The sequence below is a fragment of the Paenibacillus radicis (ex Gao et al. 2016) genome (assembly GCF_014641555.1).
Classification (GTDB): domain Bacteria; phylum Bacillota; class Bacilli; order Paenibacillales; family Paenibacillaceae; genus Pristimantibacillus; species Pristimantibacillus radicis.
Genome location: NZ_BMHY01000003.1, coordinates 99,061 through 115,400, shown reverse-complemented (window position 1 = coordinate 115,400; position 16,340 = coordinate 99,061). Strand labels below are relative to the sequence as shown.

Below are 16,340 nucleotides of genomic sequence, written 5' to 3'. Positions count from 1 at the left end.
TCAAAACTTAACTTATAAATGAGATCCGCCGCTTGCATCAATTAATTGGCCGGTAATCCAGCGGCTGTCTGATGAAGCAAGAAAAGCGGCAATGTCGGCAATATCTTGGGGCTCTCCCCATCTGTTGAAGGTCGAGAGGGCGGCAGCATATTTTTGTCCATTGGGGTCTTGAAGTGTGCCGGCATTCATCTCTGTGTTAATAATGCCAGGCTGAATCGCATTGACCGTAATATTCCGGCTCCCTAGTTGTTGAGCTAAGGCCAGGGTAAACGTATCGATAGCACCTTTGGACATGCTGTACGTAAAAACACTAGGGGAAGCTGCGCGTGTAACAAACGATGAAATATTAATAATACGCCCCTCATCTTTGAGACGCGATAAAGCTTGTTGAGTAACAAAAAACGGCGCTTTTACATTCAAGTTCATGACTTCATCAAAACTTCGCTCGGTTGCTTCCTCCATGGTTAGAATTTGGCCGATTCCAGCGTTATTCACAAGGATATCAAAACGATTATCGCCCGTACGCTCCCGTAGAGCTTCATCGAAAGCTGCATATAAATCATGAATGCCGTTGAGGGTATTGAAGCTGGCGCCAAGCGTGAAAGCAGTACCCCCGCTTTGCTCAATTTCACGAACAACTTCAGCAGCCTCATCCTGTCTTTTTCCATAGTGTACGGCAACAACTGCACCTTCTTGAGCTAGACGCAATGCGATACCGCGGCCGATTCCCCGGCTTGCACCCGTTACTAGAGCGATTTTACCTATCAATTTTTGCATATTTTCATCTCCTCGGTTTGATTTCATTGCTACTATATCATCAGCCGATATTTGAAATGTTGCTCTCTCATTCCGGGCAGGACGGGGCATCTGTTTGGTATGCTAGTACTATCTCTGAGGTGGAAGCATGGCTTCAAAACGTAGAAGTATAAGGCCTTCCTCACATCAAGGGATGCTCTAATAGACAAAATAGGAGGGTTTAACATATGAAAAAATATCTTGTGTTTGGTGCAAGTAAAGGCTTGGGAGATGCATTCGTCAGAGGAGTGCCCGAGCAGGGCGATAAGGTCTGGGTCGTATCCCGCAGCAAGCCTGATAGCTTGGATTTAAGTGATGGTATACAACGAATATGGATACAGGCAGACTTGTCTGAGCTTGATTCCGCTAAAATTGTTGCAGATCAATTGCGTGACGAGACACTGGACGTTCTCATATACAATGTTGGTATTTGGGAAAAAGAGGGCTTTGAGGATCACTATACGTTTGATAAGGACGAGCCCGCTGATATAAGCCATCTTATTCATGTGAATGTCACTTCGACCATTTTATGCGTGCAGGCGTTATTACCCTCTCTGCGTAAATCGGCAGCCGGAAAAATCATTCTTATTGGCTCGACTGCTGGTTTGAATAATGCAAATAGTACGCAAGTCGCTTTTGTTGCATCCAAATTTGCAATTCGGGGAATTACTGAGGCTTTAAGGGAGCATACGAGAGATGACGGCATCGCCGTTACTTGTATTAATCCTGGTGAATTGGCAGCCGAAATTCCTTATGAGGAGGGAAGTGAACGTGCACTTTCTGCTTATAATGGGACACGCATTCCACTTCAGGACATTGTTGCTCTGGTAAAATGTGTCGTCAGCTTATCCAAAGCGGCTTGCGTAAAAGAGATTAATATCCCGGCACTAACGGATAGGAACACTTAGACGAACTAACAAGTTAGGAGAAACACAATGATTATTAGAGAAGCACGTAAACAAGACTACCCGGAGCTAAGAAAGATATACCTTGAATCACGTCAGCAGAACTTTCACTGGGTAAATAGAAGTGAGATGGCGTCGGAGGATTTTGATCGCGATACAGTTGAGGAACAAATTATTGTAGCAGAGGACAATTCCCGTATTGTTGGTTTCTCCTCTCTCTACTTGCCGGAAAACTTCATTCATAATTTATTCGTACACCCTAGCTATACCAGCAAGGGAGTGGGGGGCAAGCTACTCCATCATGCACTCGAAACCATGAACAAGCCTATAAGGCTCAAATGTATATCAGAAAACGATAGAGCCTTGAAATTCTACGATAATAACGGCGGTAAAAAAGTCGTGGAAGAAGGCAATCCCGGAGAGAAGTATTGGGTAGTCGTATTCGAATAACGCCGATCAGGAGGTACATATGATAGAGCCGGGCATATATGTAAGAGGGGCAACTATAGATGATGTACATGATCTTGTTGCCCTCAATACGGAATTCAATGGAGCAGGCACATAAGACATATAAGCGTTCCAACTATATAAAGAAAGACGATATCACCTTTTAAAAAAAGCTATGGGCTGACGGGAACCTCATTCAGCTTCTTATGGTCTCGTTGAACGAGGAAGACAATCAGGCACAAGCTGGCCGCGATAACGCTGAAGCTGGTCCACTGTCCGGCTGTCCAATGGAAGGCATAGCGCGGCGAATCTCCCCGCAGCCATTCCAGGTTGAACCGGCCGAAGGAATACATGATGTTGTAGATCAGGAATAAGACGCCACTTGGCCATTTCTTGTTTCTCAACAGAATGAGGATGACGAATACGATCAAATCCCACTGTCCTTCCCATACTTCGGCGGGCCACAATGGCTGTGAGCCATAAACGTCATGAGCCATGGAGCCCTCAGGATAGACTAAGCCGAAGCCTAATCCAGTAGGCGAGCCATACGCATCCCCGTTAAGGAAGCAAGCAATTCTGCCAATCGACTGGCCTAGAACAATTGCCGGTGCGAGAAGATCCGCCAGCTTCCAGAATGACAAACGATGCTTCCTTGTGTAAAAGAGTGCGGCTGCGAAGCCCCCGATCAATGCACCTTGAATCGCAATGCCGCCTTGCCCAATATACAGAATTTCTATCGGATGCTCCGAATAATATCCCCATTGAAAAAAGAAAACATGCCAGATACGCGCACATAAAATCGCGCCTGCAATAACATAGGGCAACATATTCCCTATATGCTCCTTATAGAGTGTTCCTTCTGCCAAATAACGGGCAACCCCTAACGCCAGCAATACAGCCAAAGCCACAACAACTCCATAGGAATGGACTTCATAATTCCCAATCGTAAATAAAACAACTCTCATTCGAACAACCTCCAGATTAACTAATGAACTACAATGTGTAGTATAATCGTGTAAAAAAAGGGGGTTATGTATCCCCGCCTAACATAAACAACAGCAGCAACGAAAGAGATGCCAGCAGCGGCCGAAGCAATGCTATCTTTACCTTAACAGTCTGATGCGGCTCTAGTACTTGAATCATCCGATAATGCAGCGCCGATGCGGCAAAATGAACGGCTGCGGCAGGCTGCGTCTTTCCTAACTTTGCAAGCTTCAGAAGAACGCTGGCTAAGGGCAGCTCTGTCCCCATTTGACGAATTGCAAAGCGGTCGGCGAGCAGTTCTGTCCAAGTCTCGTAGTAACGGAATATCGGCATCATAATCGGCCAATAGCCGAAAGCGTCCGTCAGCAAGGTCATCATGAACGTTTTTAGTGTATCGCGATTGCGGCAATGGAACTGTTCATGAAGAAGAATTGCTTTCACTTCATTGTCGCTAAACAAGTGGAGAACCTGAGTAGAGATCACGATTCTCGGTTTAAACAGTCCGATTGCCAGTGCAAGGAACGTATCATCTTGCACAACAATGATCTTCGTCCCGAAGCTCTGGTATTTATAGTTGAGTTGTTTTGTTAGTTTATGGTGCTGATTAGAGGTGAATCGTTTGTACCATTTTCTAGATAAATAGAGCTGCGCAGTGATTCGCCAGATTGCTCGGATGAGCGTGTAGCCGATTACGAGATCGAATACGATATAAATCAACAGATTAGCTCCTAGTTGCGAGCCATCTATTTGACGGGTGGCGAAAAAAACCATTTGCGCACTGAATAAACCAAGGAAGACAGCCAATAATACACGAATCCATCTCAGCTTAACGGGAGGACTCATTCTTTTTTCCCCGTTTGATTTCATTTAGTTTCTGTTCCAGCTTCGTAATCGTCTCCTGATCGACATCATCAAGCGCATCAATCATGTGGCTTACGACCAAACTGCCAAACTCTTGGATAAGTCCTTGCGATACGGCTTTCGTCTGCTCCGAAAGAAACTGTTCCCTTGATTGCAGAGTGCTGAATTGTGCAGCCTGGGTTCTGCCTGTTCCCGTCATTACTTTTGTAAGATGACCTTTGCTTTCTAAACGGTTCATCACTGTCATGACCGTGTTGATAGAAATCGGACTTTCCTGATTAAGAATCGATTGAACCTCCTTAATCTTCATGCCGTCGGAAGACCAGAGAATGTCCATAATTTTAGCTTCGAGCGGGCCGAAAAAACGGTTTAATCCTTCTCCGCTTACATTCAGCTTTTTTATTCTCATATGATCACATCCCATCATACTACGTATTGTAGTGTGGAAGCCCTTGGTTGTCAATCATGCTTTTGAGGTTAGCTATAAGCAGCGCGCGGGCAATAGAAATCTGCTGCTTCTCACTGTAGCAGGTTGAGGTTGCATCATCTCAGCCTGCCACAGTCTTTTTTACAATGAGGGATATTATACTAATTCAGATGGCAAGTGAAGCTCAGAACCGTTAGCGGCTTGCTTGAGTATCGTTATTAAGTTTTGATTCGGACGGATGTATATAGTCGGGTAGTCGATATCTCCGCAGTGACTTCTAATGGGAAAGGCCAACTGCTCTTTATCGATAGAGAACTGGGCGTTTATCCCTGCTTTATTGCCTCGGGCATCTAAGCGTATCCATTTGTTTAATGTGTTCAAATAGATGGCATTTAGCCCATGGAGAGCATGGCCTGCCTCTGGTGTATCTCCGTAGGCAAGCTTTTGGTAGCAAAATCCCGCAGGTATGCCTTTATTTCTTAATAGAGCCCCTAACAGTATCGATTTTGCATAACATAATCCTTCATTGTGCTGGAGGATATCAGATGCCTTGTAAGTGACTCGAGAGCTTCCAATATCGGCAGAGTGGAAGACTTGATCGCGGACAAATTCGAAAGCGGCCTGTACAAATTCAATTTCACTCCGGGCGTTGTTACTCAGTTCAGCTGCCTTTTCTACAATTGAATGATGAGAGTGATCGACTTCTTCCGTCTCTATTAAATAGTCATTCATATTGCTCGATTCAACGATTAATTGCATAGCTGTATTTCCTCCGTTTAAATTCGTAATACTCCATCTCGTTGTAATTTCTAACTCAGAAAGCAACTTGGCAGTTCCTTCCCGGTTACACCGATTAGCCGTGTTACGACTATTATATCAAACTGCAATTTACATGTCGTTTATTCTAGGATAGTGGCTGCTTGCACGATAAAGCCCCTCTTAAATTCGTACAAAGTAACAAGGTTTTGGCGAAATCGGACTATTTTTATCCGAAAAATCTATTGTTTGAGCCATTCCCTCCTCCTATAATGAATGTAATTGAGAATTATTATCATACAGATGGAGGGTCAACAATGATGCAAGCACACAGAATGAAATATGTTTGGATGGGAGTTGCTCTTGTGCTTATGGCGGCTGTGATCAGCGCCTGTGGTGGAGCAACTAATAGCGAGAAGAAAGAGAAAACCCATGTTGTCAGCACGGTGAACGGTGATGTGGAAATTCCGTCAGAACCTAAGCGGATCGTCGCTTTGTATTATCATAATATTTTGCTCGCTTTCGATATGAAGCCGGTTGGAGCAAATTTGACCTGGTGGGGAGGCAGCCCGTTTCTGAAGGACTTTGAATCGGAAGGAATCGTAGACGTAGGCGGCCCGCCGTCTCCGGAAGCGGTAGCCGCACTGGACCCGGATCTAATCATTATGAATAGCAACAACGCGGACGATTATGAGCAATATGCCAAAATCGCGCCATCTGTACTAATTCCTTACGATCCAGCGAACAGCGTCTATGACGATTCGAAGCTGCTTGGCGAGGTGCTAGGCAAGCCGGAGGCAGGAGAGAAACTGCTCAAGCAATTTGAGGAAAAGGCTAAAGCGGCAAGAGAGAAGCTCACCGGAAAAATAGATGAGAACGCGAAGGTGGCCATTATCCGGATCGATGCAAAAGGCGGCCAATTCTCTATCTTCGGCTATAACTACGGTCGAGGCGGCTGGTCGGTTTATAAAGGCCTCAATCTGAAGATGCCGGCTAAAATTGAGAAGGAGCTTAACGATCAGAACGCGCAAATCGTTCAGAAGCTGTCGATTGAGCTGCTTCCAGAATATTTGGCTGATGCCGACTATGTTCTGGTATCCAACGAGGGTGAAGGCATAGACAGCCTTGCAAACCGCGACATTTGGAAGACGATTCCCGCTGTCAAAAACAATAAAGCAATCGAGCTTGACGGCAAACAATACTTTTATTTCGACCCGATATCGATTGAAGCTCAGCTCGATTTGATTACCGAATTGTTGCTTAAACATTCGTAACAGCTTTCTTCCTAGCCAGTCAGAAAAGGCACCGTAGCTCCGCATGTCAAGCGGACTGGGGTGTCTTTTGCATTTTCCCCCGGATTCGTAGTTGCTAGAACATGCCCTTCTAGTTAAAATAAAACCTATCATAACTATGATAACTGTTCTCAATTACTTGCATCAAGGAGCTGATTCTTCATGAATGACATGGGATTGCCTTTTCAGTCTTGTTTGTTCACATTTGCGGAGATGGACTACATTCAGTATCAAGCTGAAAGCATACCGTTGAAGATGTTTATGCATCATTATACGTTGATCGCTATCGTGCAAGGAAAGGGAACAGGGGGGATTGACGGCAAGCGCTGCAGGTTCGTTAAAGGCAATTGCTTTATAGCTTCGCCCGGCGTTTTAGTAGAGACGGATGGCGCTGAGGCGGAAGGGCTTGCGTTTTACCGGCTGTCATTCCTTGTAGAACAGATAGCAAGCGCAGAGGGGCATCCTGCTGCTAAGGGGTTATTCGAGGAAGTGATTCTGCAGGGAGGCAAGCTGAGTGTTCAACCGTTCGGTCAGTGGTCAGCCATGCTGGACGAGCTGCATTTGCATCGGGAGCATACAGCAGGATTAGAGGGTTATCGGCAGCATATTCGTCTGCAGGAGCTGCTCTACTATTTGTGCGAGCGGAACATGCAGCATGCCAGACACGACCCTCGAAGTGCGGTCAGCCGGACCATTGACGAGCTGCATGCCGATATCACAAAGATCGTAACCGTTAAGCAGTTGGCGGAGAAAGCGAATATTGGCATTAGACAATACAGCTATCTATTTAAAGAACAGACCGGTCAGAGCCCGGTGGATTATATAACGGAGCTGCGTATGAACGAGGCGAAGAAGCAACTGCTCGTATCTAACGATCAGTTGAACATCATTGCCCGTAATGCCGGTTTTCAGGATGTTTATTATTTCAGCAAACGCTTCAAACAGGTGGTCGGAATGTCACCCAAGCATTTTGTAACGAAGCGGCGGCGCGAGCTGAAGGTTGTTGCTCTGTATTATGCCGGCATTCTGATGTCGATGGGAGTTAAGCCGGTAGGGGCGAATTTGACTTGGTGGGGAGGCAGCGACTTTCTAAAGGATCAGGAGAAGGAAGTTGTCGATGTGGGAGCTCCGCCATCCTTGGAGATGATCGCGGAGCTCCAGCCCGATCTGATTCTGATGAACGATCAACATCTGCAGCATTATGATCAATTTTCGAAAATAGCGCCATCGGTCGTCATTCCCTACGACGGCAAACGAAATGTGTACGAGGATATTCGTCTGGTAGGCAGCTTGATCGACAATACTCAGGCAGCGGAGCAATTTATTGCCCGCTATGAACGGAGTGCGGCGGCTTCACGGGCTAAAATCGCAGCGGCAGGCATTGCTCAAGGCAATCAGACTGCAACGATTATTCGGGTCGAAGGAGGCGGAAGCCGATTCTCCGTGTTCGGCGACAATTATGGACGCAGCGGTTGGGCGATATATCGGGGACTAGGGCTTAAAGCGCCCGCTAAAGTGCGTCAGTTAATCGATAGCGGGGTGCAAATCTTGCAAAATATGCCGATTGCGATACTGCCCGACTATGCGGAAACAACCGATTATTTGTTTGTCATTAATGAAGGCGAAGGAATCGAATGTATCACGAACAGAGACATTTGGAACCGGCTCAGGGCAGTGAATAACAATAGCGTCTTTGAGCTGAATAAGGAACGTTTCTCTTATTTTGACCCGGTATCGCTTGAAGCTCAGCTTGAGCTGATTACGAATCTGCTGCTGGAGCGACGAGATTCCGTATAAGGAAAAAGGAATTGCGGAGTGAAATGGCAAAGGCATAAATGCACCATTTCAAGCGGACAAGCTTGGACGGTGTATTTTTTTATACCGTTAAATGATGATTCGTGGAATATCCGTCCAGCGTTTGTCTACAAGCTAATAATGACTAAGAGAGTTTATAAATACCTCACTATAAAAGCGCTTTCATTTGCTGTACACTATTGTTGCATTGCTTATTTACAATTTTTACATATTGGCTGTCGAGGGGGTGAAAATTGACGTATAGATGCTTTTTGTGTCTGTATCGAGGCAGGCTTACTGTAATGGTCATACCGGGATCGCATTCCGGATACTAGTAATGGGGAGGTAACACTAATGAAAAAAAAGGTTATGAATCTGTTTTTGTCAGGAGTTATGCTGCTGTCTATTTTAGTCGGATTCAGGTTCTCTTCATCAGCTGCTGATCCCGTCATCAAGTCTGGCAATCCTATTTTCACAAGTATTTTTACCGCTGATCCCTCTGCGCATGTGTGGAATGACGGACGTATTTATGTGTATGCGTCGCATGATATCTTCCCTTCCAGGGGCAGCGATTTAATGGATAAATACCATGTTTTCTCGTCGGATAATATGGTTGATTGGGTGGACGAGGGTCAAATTCTCAGTGCTGCCGACGTGTCTTGGGGACGTCCTGAGGGCGGCTTTATGTGGGCTCCTGATGCTGCATACAAGGACGGAACCTACTACCTCTATTTCCCTCATCCGAGCGGAACAGATTGGAATAACACTTGGAAAATCGGGGTGGCGACAAGCAGCAAGCCGGCCTCGGATTTCACAGTTCAAGGCTATATAAACGGCTTGCCGGGCAATAGCTTTATTGATCCTGCTGTATTCAAGGATGACGATGGAAGCTACTATCTCTACGGCGGCGGAGGCGGCAACAGCTATGGAGCCAAGCTTGCCAGCAATATGATGTCGCTGGACGGACCGCTCCAACAGTTCACTGGGCTGACAGATTTCCATGAGGCCAGCTGGGTGTTTAAACGGAACGGCATCTATTACTTGATGTATTCCGACAATAATCCTAGCGGCAATCAGATGCGCTACGCAACGAGCAGCAATCCTCTTGGTCCTTGGACGAACCGGGGTGTCATTCTGGATCCTGTCAAAAATAGCGGAACGTCGCATGGTTCTATCGTAGAGTACAAGGGCAACTGGTATATGTTCTACCATAACGCCGAAATTTCCTCGAACGGTACACTGCGTTCCGTTTGTGTAGACCAGTTGTATTTCAATGCAGACGGTACGATTAAGAAAGTTGTTCAGACGACGGATGGCGTTCCAGCAGTAGGGCCGCGCTCCCGGGCTACAGAAACAAAGTATTATGACTTGGTGAACGAGAACTATTCACAATATACTCAGAAGACAGATTACGCTATGACTGCAAGCAACGTAACATTTGGCGGAGGAGCAACAAGACCGGGCAACAATATTGAGAATATGCATACCTCAGGCTCCTATATCCAATTGAGCGGAATCAATGGCGGTTCAGGCGGAAAAGCGCTTCTGACCGTAAATTACGCTTCCGGCGACGCTGGAACAGCCTTTAAAGTGAATGCCAGCGGTGACACGGCTGGGGACGGTTATTTCCTTGCCTTGCCTGGTACCGGAGGCTGGGGGAATTACACCGGCAAGACCAGCCGCCTTATTGATCTGAACGCAGGCACGGCTAACACCATTAAGCTTAGCGGCGGTATGGGCGGAGCCAACGTATCCGGCGTCAGCGTATCGCTAATCCCTTCACAGCCTCCTCAGGGAACGGAATATCCGATGAGTGGCAGCAATGTTACTTTCGGAGGGGGAGCGACCCGTTCGGGCGGAAATATTGAGAATTTGCACATTGCGGGCTCTTACTTCCAACTGACGGGAGTTAACGGAGGCACAGGAGGTCAGGCCAGTGTAACTTTGGTCTATGCTTCCGCAGATACTTCAACTACGTTTAAGATTAATACGAGCGGCGACACGACGGGGAACGGTTACTCGGTCACGCTGCCTGGTACAGGCGGCTGGGGCGCGTACACCGGCCAAGTCACTCGTTTGGTTAACCTGAATGCGGGGGCGAACAACACGATAAAAGTAAATGGCGGTCTCGGAGGAGCCAACGTATCCCGCGTTATTGTAACGTTGAACCAGTAGAAGATGGAAGCATAATTGGGGCAGTGGCAGGTTGCTGATGAGCAGTCTGCCACTGCTTTTTTAGTTGAGTAACAACCCACTCCACGCGCGTCTTCCGCCCACAGCGGAACCAAAATGTAAAAGTACATCTTGATGAGCCTCAAATCGGTCAAAAAGGCCATCAAAATGTAAAAGTACATTTGAAATCACTCCATTTCATCGAATTGGGGCTTTTTAGGCCAATCCACCTGCACTTTTGCATTTTGATGCGATAAATCGTCGATAAATCTGCTAACAACCTGCACTTTTACAATTTGACGCTTAGAGAGTTACTCTAGTAAGCTCTGTTGAATTACTATCAGCGATCAGGAAAGTACGGATGCAATAAACAATTAGAATATATCTCTATCGTGTAGCTAACTAGATTGACAGTATGCTATACCAAATATATAATACTCATAATACATAGTGAATAAGTTGGTTATTTGAAAATTCATACATGCAAAGGGGATTATACAATGGCTGCTGTTAACACTTTCAAAGCAACTGCGCATTTACAGGATGGCGTTAAAGTAAAAACGAATGTTAGACAATTCGAGCTGATCATCGATGAGCCTGCAAGTCTGGGAGGAACAGATACGGGAATGAATCCCGTAGAAGCTCTGCTTGCATCGCTAGGAGCATGCCAGGCGATTGTTGCTAGAGTATATGCGCCTAAGTTCGGTGTCAAACTGAACGATTTCCGTGTAGAGGTTGAAGGGGAGTTGGATCTGGATGGGTTTTTCGACAAAGCCCCAGTCCGTCCAGGCTATTCTGATATCCGGTATACATTCCACATTAAGACGGATTCTCCGAAAGAGAAGGTTGAAGAATTCGTACAGTTTCTGGAAAGCAAATGCCCAGTCGGGGACACGCTTGCAAACCCGGTGAATTTGAAGTTGGCGGGTATCATTATCGAGAACTAAGCCGTGCTGAACGCACGTTTGAGGGCTGTAGCAGCTTGCCAATGGGCAAGCCGTTACAGTCCTTTTTGTGTTATTCTTTCCACATATAGAGCAAAAAAGATCAAGAACATCTGTTTGTATCGATCTACAATGGAATAGAAGAGAGGAGGTCAACGGTTGCCAACATATGAGAGTATCATTCAGCATGTGGTGGATGAGATCGAGGTCAGATTGGGAGAGGATTTGAAATTTACCGATCTGGCGAAGCTCTCGAGCTTCTCGGATTTTCATTTTCACCGAGTCTTTCAGTCCATAGCAGGCTTGCCCGTAATGGAATATGTTCGCAAACGCAGGCTGGTTCATGCCGCTTACAGCGTTGCCCATACGGATGAAAAACTGCTCGATATCGCTCTAAACTATGGCTTTGGCACGCCGGAAACCTTTATTCGTGCTTTTCGCAAAATGTATGGAATAACGCCTAGTGAATATAGAAAGCGCGGCTTTCGCCCGCCTGTCTATGCCAAGGTGAATGTGCTCGAGCGGAGATTTAATCCCTATTTAGGAGGAATTCGAATGAATTATGAAATCGTAACGAAACCAAGCTTTACTGTGATCGGTTATTCGATCCGTACCCGGAATGCAGACGGCCAGAACACTCGGGACATTCCAGCTTTCTGGAGCCGTTACATGCAGGAGGGGCTGGGCAAGCGCTTGTATGAACAAGCCAGCTCAAATGCAGAGTATGGCATTTGCGATGATTTTGATATGGAGTCAGGAGAATTCAGCTATATTATCGGTGTCCAAGCGAAAGAGGGAGCGGAAGCGCCTGAAGGTACAGTTACCCGCCACTATCCGGAGCAGACGTATGCCGTATTCACGACGCCTCAGGCGGATTCCGATCATTTTACCGATTCGATTCAGAATACTTGGACGGCTATATTTAGCGAATGGTTTCCTCACTCCAGCTATGAACATGCGGGTGCGGCGGAGTTTGAGTATTATGACGAGCGATGCTGGCGCGATCGCAATACGCTGCTGGAAATGGATATTTATATTCCGGTGAAGCGTAAAGAAGAAGCTTAATATCCGATTGTGTTAGATCGAGGGCGATGACAGGCTGCTGTGAAGCGGACTGGCAACGCCCTTTATTCTTTTCGTGGTAATATTGAAAGAGTTATGGAATGCGTCATAGGGAAGGGTGAGCAGAATAGAACGACAACAAGACGGGCGGCAGTGGATTGCGCAATGGCATTCCACGCAACCATTAGAAGATAAATGGATGGCCGCAGGTGAAGTTCTTTATCTTCCTTGTCCGGCCTTCATTCTCATTACAGACGGTCAAGCGGTGTGGAACATCAACGGACAACCTATACATGTAGCCTTCGGCCAGTTATTCGCTGTTGAAGCAAATTCAGTGATCGAGGTTATCGAGAGTGGCAATTTGGATTTGGCAGGCTGGCAGATTCAATTTCATACCTATGTCTTAAACAATAATGAAACAGAAGATAAGAATTTCGAATGGCATGTTCCAGCGGGAGATACTTTTCAGCAGGTGCAATTAACAGGCGGTTTTTTGACGGGAATTAACGATTTTTTGCACGAGGAGCAGCCCGGTCAGACTATTGGGATGCTGGTTGATCGTCAGTATTTTTTATATGGATTACTCAGAAGCCTGTACCAACAACAGCCTGATGACCGGCAGACGACCAAAAAAGGAATTTTACGCTCCATTGCCTATATGCAAGAGCATTATGATGAGGTAATCACACGGGAGCAGCTTGCACAACTTGCAGGTATCAGCCCGTGGCATTACTCCCGCAAGTTTAGCGAATGGTGCGGCAAGCGTCCTTCAGATTATTTGGCAAATTACAGAATCTATCGCGCACAGGAAGAACTCTTGCTAACCTCAGCGAAATCGCAGGATATTGCCAGAAAAACAGGCTTTGAGGATGTTCATTATTTTAGCCGCCGTTTTAAACATTTTACAGGTGTGTCGCCAAAAAAATATGCCCAAACGCTGCAGCAGCGTAAGATTGTATCGTTATCGCCGATTTGTGCCGAAGTGCTAATAGCATTAGGCATCGTCCCTTATGCTGTAATGGTAACTCCGCTGCTGTTATCCGAGCATCACCGTGACTTGTTCGACAAGCATCGAGTGAAGCTTCTTGAAGCGCAACAGTATGTTATTCCTGTCGAGCTTATTGAGCAAGCGGAGCCTGCGCTCATTGTCGGACATTTTTTAACGGAAGACATGAAGAAGAGATTGCGTACAATCGGACCGATTCTAACAGGGCTTACACTTGATATCGATTCGCTGCTTACTCGATTTGCTGAGTTATTTGATAAAAGAGCCGAAGCACAAAGCTATCAACTACGAATGACAAATGAAATGAACGCAGCGCAGCAACGGTTAAAGGCTGTAATTGAAGCTAAGGCTCCCGTAATGGTACTGCGCGTGGAGCCCTTCGGCTACCGGTATTTGGGAGGGAACTCCAGCGGTGTGTCTCAATTGCTGTATCACAAGCTGGGACTGGCGATCCCTCCTTCTTTAAAGGCGGGCAAGGCTTGGTTCAATCCTTGCTCATTGGATCAGCTTGCTGCTGTCGATCCGGAGTATCTGTTCGTGGAGAAACGCGTCATGGAAAACTTCAGCACGGAAGAAAATATGCAGAAGCTGCTGGAGAGCAACTGCTGGGCAAACCTAAGAGCGGTCAGGAACGATCAGGTTTTCTACGTCGATACCCGAATTTGGGTAGATGGCTGCGGAATTGCCGGGCAGACCCTTATTATCGATCAAATTGTGTCCGGCCTGACGAAGGCTCCGAAGGAAGCGCACAATAATCCAATAGAATAGGCACGATTTGCTATGGAAGGACATCTCCTTATTTGATAATCTTTGATAGTGATTATTATTATCAATAAGAGGAGAGAATACCTGATGATCAAACGATTCACACTGCTGCTGGGGGCAGCATTGATCTTTTGTATTGCTGCTGCTTGCTCCAACACACCCGTGAAGCAAGAGCAAAAGCAAGAGCAAGAGGAAACACCTGCAGCAAACCAAAGTGAAACTAGAGTTATGAAGGATATGTTCGGAGGTGTAACGATTCCTGTCAAACCGAAAAATCTGCTCGTATCAAGCTCGAACTATGCCGAGTATTTAATCGAAATGGGGGTAGCCCCGCAGTATGCCCTTGTTGTTCCTGAAATTGAGCCGGACTACCGCAAGCCCTACTTGGAAAAGAACGGCGTTGAATTAATTACAACTCAGCAATATGACTTCAACTATGAGAAATTGCTCAGCCTGTCGCCGGATCTGATTATCGTTCCTGGTCAAGGAATGGAGAAAAACGTCTATGACGAGTTGTCGAAAATTGCGCCTACCGTCGCTTTGGACGCGAACAGCGGCATGCATATAGCGATGTCCAAATTAGCGGAGCTATTCGATAAGAAAGCAGAATCGGATAAGGTGCTGGCTGAATTTGATAAGAAGGCAGCAGAGGCCAAAGAAAAGATTCATCAAGCTATCGGTGATAAAACGGTGCTTGTATTACGAGTCGAGCCAAGGCGTTATCGTTATCTGGGACCGAAATCCGAGGATGATGTCAGCAAATTTTTCTATGAAACACTGGGGCTAAAAAGTCCTGAGCTTATAAAAGATTCAACGGAATGGTTCACACCGCTCTCATTAGAGCTGCTGCCTGAGATTAACCCGGATTATGTATTCCTGGAAAAAAGAAGCATGGAAGACTACGACAGCTCTGATTCGTTGAAAGAACTGGAAGACAGCTCCCTGTGGAAGCATTTGGACGCCGTCAAAAATAAAGGCATATTCCCGCTCCGCACCAACGACTTCATTCAAGCCAAAGGTCCAATCGGAACAAGCATGCTGATTGACTACATTGTAGAAAAGTTGGTGCCATAATGAGTACGGATGATATTTATGAGGTTACGATTGTCGGCGGCGGTCCGGCAGGCATGTATGCGGCTTTTTACAGCGGTATGAGAGCGATGCGCACGAAATTAATCGATGCCAAGGAAGAATTGGGCGGTTTCATGCGTACTTACCCGGAGAAGCTTGTGTGGGACGTTGGCGGAGTTGACCCTATTCGCTGTGAGGTTTTGATCGATAAACTGGAGAAACAAGCGAAAACGTTTGATCCCACTATTGTATTGGGTCAAGAAATCGCTCATATGGAGCGAGGAGAAGACGGGGTTTTTACGATAACAGCGAAGACAGGCGAACGTCATTACACACGTACGATCCTGCTATGTGCGGGACGGGGAATGACGCAAGTTCAAAAGCTCGATGTGGAAGGCGCGAGCCGTTATGAACTGACAAACCTGCATTATGTGGTAACCGACTTGTCTCGCTTCAAGGATAAAGTAGTACTCATCTCGGGCGGAGGCGATTCGGCAGTGGATTGGGCGAATGAAATCACTCCGTTGGCTAAGGAAGTGATTGTTGTCCACAGACGGGATCAATTTACTGCGCATGAACAGCCTGTAGCCCAAATGAGAGCATCCGCCAGAGTGATAACACCGTATCATATCTCACGGTTGTATGGTTCCGGTGACCGGCTTGACAGCGTGGCGCTCGAGCACTCGGAGACTGGAGAGATTCAACGTATTGAAGTCGATGAAGTGATCGTCAGCCATGGATTTGACCGTGATTTTGGCGAACTGTTGAAATGGGGACTGAAGAAAGAAGACTACGGCCTGACAGTTGATCCGAAAATGCGCACAAGCATCCCTGGCATATTCGGAGCAGGCGACTTTATTACGTATGGCAGTAAAGTCCGTTTAATCGCGGGTGCATTTAATGATGCGGTGCTTGCGGTGAACAGCGCCAAGCTCTACATGGAGCCGACAGCCTCGGATATGGCTGGCGTTTCTTCTCATAATGCCCGTTTTTTTGAGAAAAACAAAGCGATTTTGAGCGAATGATCCTTCGTATAGTCAGTTATGAGCAAAAAGGGGA

At 46.4% G+C, this 16,340-nt stretch carries 15 protein-coding genes; 10 read left to right on the top strand and 5 right to left on the bottom strand.

Annotated elements, in window-relative coordinates; genetic code table 11:
- Positions 1–12: 12 nt before the first annotated feature.
- Positions 13–777 carry an SDR family oxidoreductase gene (locus tag IEX98_RS09190; protein ID WP_188888661.1) on the bottom strand — a complete coding sequence of 255 codons (765 nt, stop codon included), beginning with the start codon at positions 775–777 and terminating at the stop codon, positions 13–15.
- 206 nt (positions 778–983) lie between these two features.
- Here IEX98_RS09190 and IEX98_RS09185 point away from each other — a divergent pair, with 206 nt between their 5' ends.
- A complete protein-coding gene (locus IEX98_RS09185) occupies positions 984–1,703 on the top strand; it encodes an SDR family NAD(P)-dependent oxidoreductase (RefSeq protein ID WP_188888660.1) in 720 nt (239 codons plus the stop codon).
- Between the two features lie 27 nt (positions 1,704–1,730).
- Positions 1,731–2,150, top strand: a complete 420-nt coding sequence (locus IEX98_RS09180) for a GNAT family N-acetyltransferase (protein ID WP_188888659.1) — start codon at positions 1,731–1,733, stop codon at positions 2,148–2,150.
- A 170-nt stretch (positions 2,151–2,320) separates the two neighbouring features.
- Here IEX98_RS09180 and lgt read toward each other — a convergent pair whose 3' ends face one another.
- From lgt to IEX98_RS09160, 4 genes are all read right to left on the bottom strand, one after another.
- On the bottom strand, positions 2,321–3,112 hold the full coding sequence (lgt, locus tag IEX98_RS09175; protein WP_188888658.1) for a prolipoprotein diacylglyceryl transferase: 792 nt from the start codon (positions 3,110–3,112) through the stop codon (positions 2,321–2,323).
- 64 nt (positions 3,113–3,176) lie between these two features.
- Positions 3,177–3,974, bottom strand: a complete 798-nt coding sequence (locus tag IEX98_RS09170; protein ID WP_188888657.1) for a M56 family metallopeptidase — start codon at positions 3,972–3,974, stop codon at positions 3,177–3,179.
- Positions 3,958–4,401, bottom strand: a complete 444-nt coding sequence (locus IEX98_RS09165) for a BlaI/MecI/CopY family transcriptional regulator (RefSeq protein WP_188888656.1) — start codon at positions 4,399–4,401, stop codon at positions 3,958–3,960. Before IEX98_RS09165 ends, IEX98_RS09170 begins: the two co-directional genes overlap by 17 nt.
- Positions 4,402–4,575: 174 nt before the next feature.
- On the bottom strand, positions 4,576–5,178 hold the full coding sequence (locus tag IEX98_RS09160; RefSeq protein ID WP_188888655.1) for a transglutaminase-like domain-containing protein: 603 nt from the start codon (positions 5,176–5,178) through the stop codon (positions 4,576–4,578).
- A 314-nt stretch (positions 5,179–5,492) separates the two neighbouring features.
- Here IEX98_RS09160 and IEX98_RS09155 point away from each other — a divergent pair, with 314 nt between their 5' ends.
- The 8 genes from IEX98_RS09155 to IEX98_RS09120 all read left to right on the top strand — a co-directional run bounded on the left by IEX98_RS09155 (position 5,493) and on the right by IEX98_RS09120 (position 16,306).
- Positions 5,493–6,449, top strand: a complete 957-nt coding sequence (locus tag IEX98_RS09155; RefSeq protein ID WP_188888654.1) for an ABC transporter substrate-binding protein — start codon at positions 5,493–5,495, stop codon at positions 6,447–6,449.
- Positions 6,450–6,629: 180 nt separating this feature from the next.
- Positions 6,630–8,264, top strand: a complete 1,635-nt coding sequence (locus IEX98_RS09150) for an AraC family transcriptional regulator (protein ID WP_188888653.1) — start codon at positions 6,630–6,632, stop codon at positions 8,262–8,264.
- Positions 8,265–8,615: 351 nt separating this feature from the next.
- Positions 8,616–10,436 carry a family 43 glycosylhydrolase gene (locus tag IEX98_RS09145; protein ID WP_188888652.1) on the top strand — a complete coding sequence of 607 codons (1,821 nt, stop codon included), beginning with the start codon at positions 8,616–8,618 and terminating at the stop codon, positions 10,434–10,436.
- 497 nt (positions 10,437–10,933) lie between these two features.
- A complete protein-coding gene (locus IEX98_RS09140) occupies positions 10,934–11,380 on the top strand; it encodes an OsmC family protein (RefSeq protein ID WP_188888651.1) in 447 nt (148 codons plus the stop codon).
- Between the two features lie 156 nt (positions 11,381–11,536).
- Positions 11,537–12,442: an AraC family transcriptional regulator gene (locus IEX98_RS09135; RefSeq protein ID WP_188888650.1), complete on the top strand. Its 906-nt coding sequence runs from the start codon at positions 11,537–11,539 to the stop codon at positions 12,440–12,442.
- A 115-nt stretch (positions 12,443–12,557) separates the two neighbouring features.
- Complete coding sequence (locus IEX98_RS09130) at positions 12,558–14,213, top strand: helix-turn-helix domain-containing protein (protein ID WP_229692066.1); 1,656 nt, start codon at positions 12,558–12,560, stop codon at positions 14,211–14,213.
- An 84-nt stretch (positions 14,214–14,297) separates the two neighbouring features.
- Positions 14,298–15,284: an ABC transporter substrate-binding protein gene (locus IEX98_RS09125; RefSeq protein ID WP_188888648.1), complete on the top strand. Its 987-nt coding sequence runs from the start codon at positions 14,298–14,300 to the stop codon at positions 15,282–15,284.
- Positions 15,284–16,306, top strand: a complete 1,023-nt coding sequence (locus IEX98_RS09120; RefSeq protein WP_188888647.1) for an NAD(P)/FAD-dependent oxidoreductase — start codon at positions 15,284–15,286, stop codon at positions 16,304–16,306. Before IEX98_RS09125 ends, IEX98_RS09120 begins: the two co-directional genes overlap by 1 nt.
- Positions 16,307–16,340 lie beyond the last annotated feature (34 nt).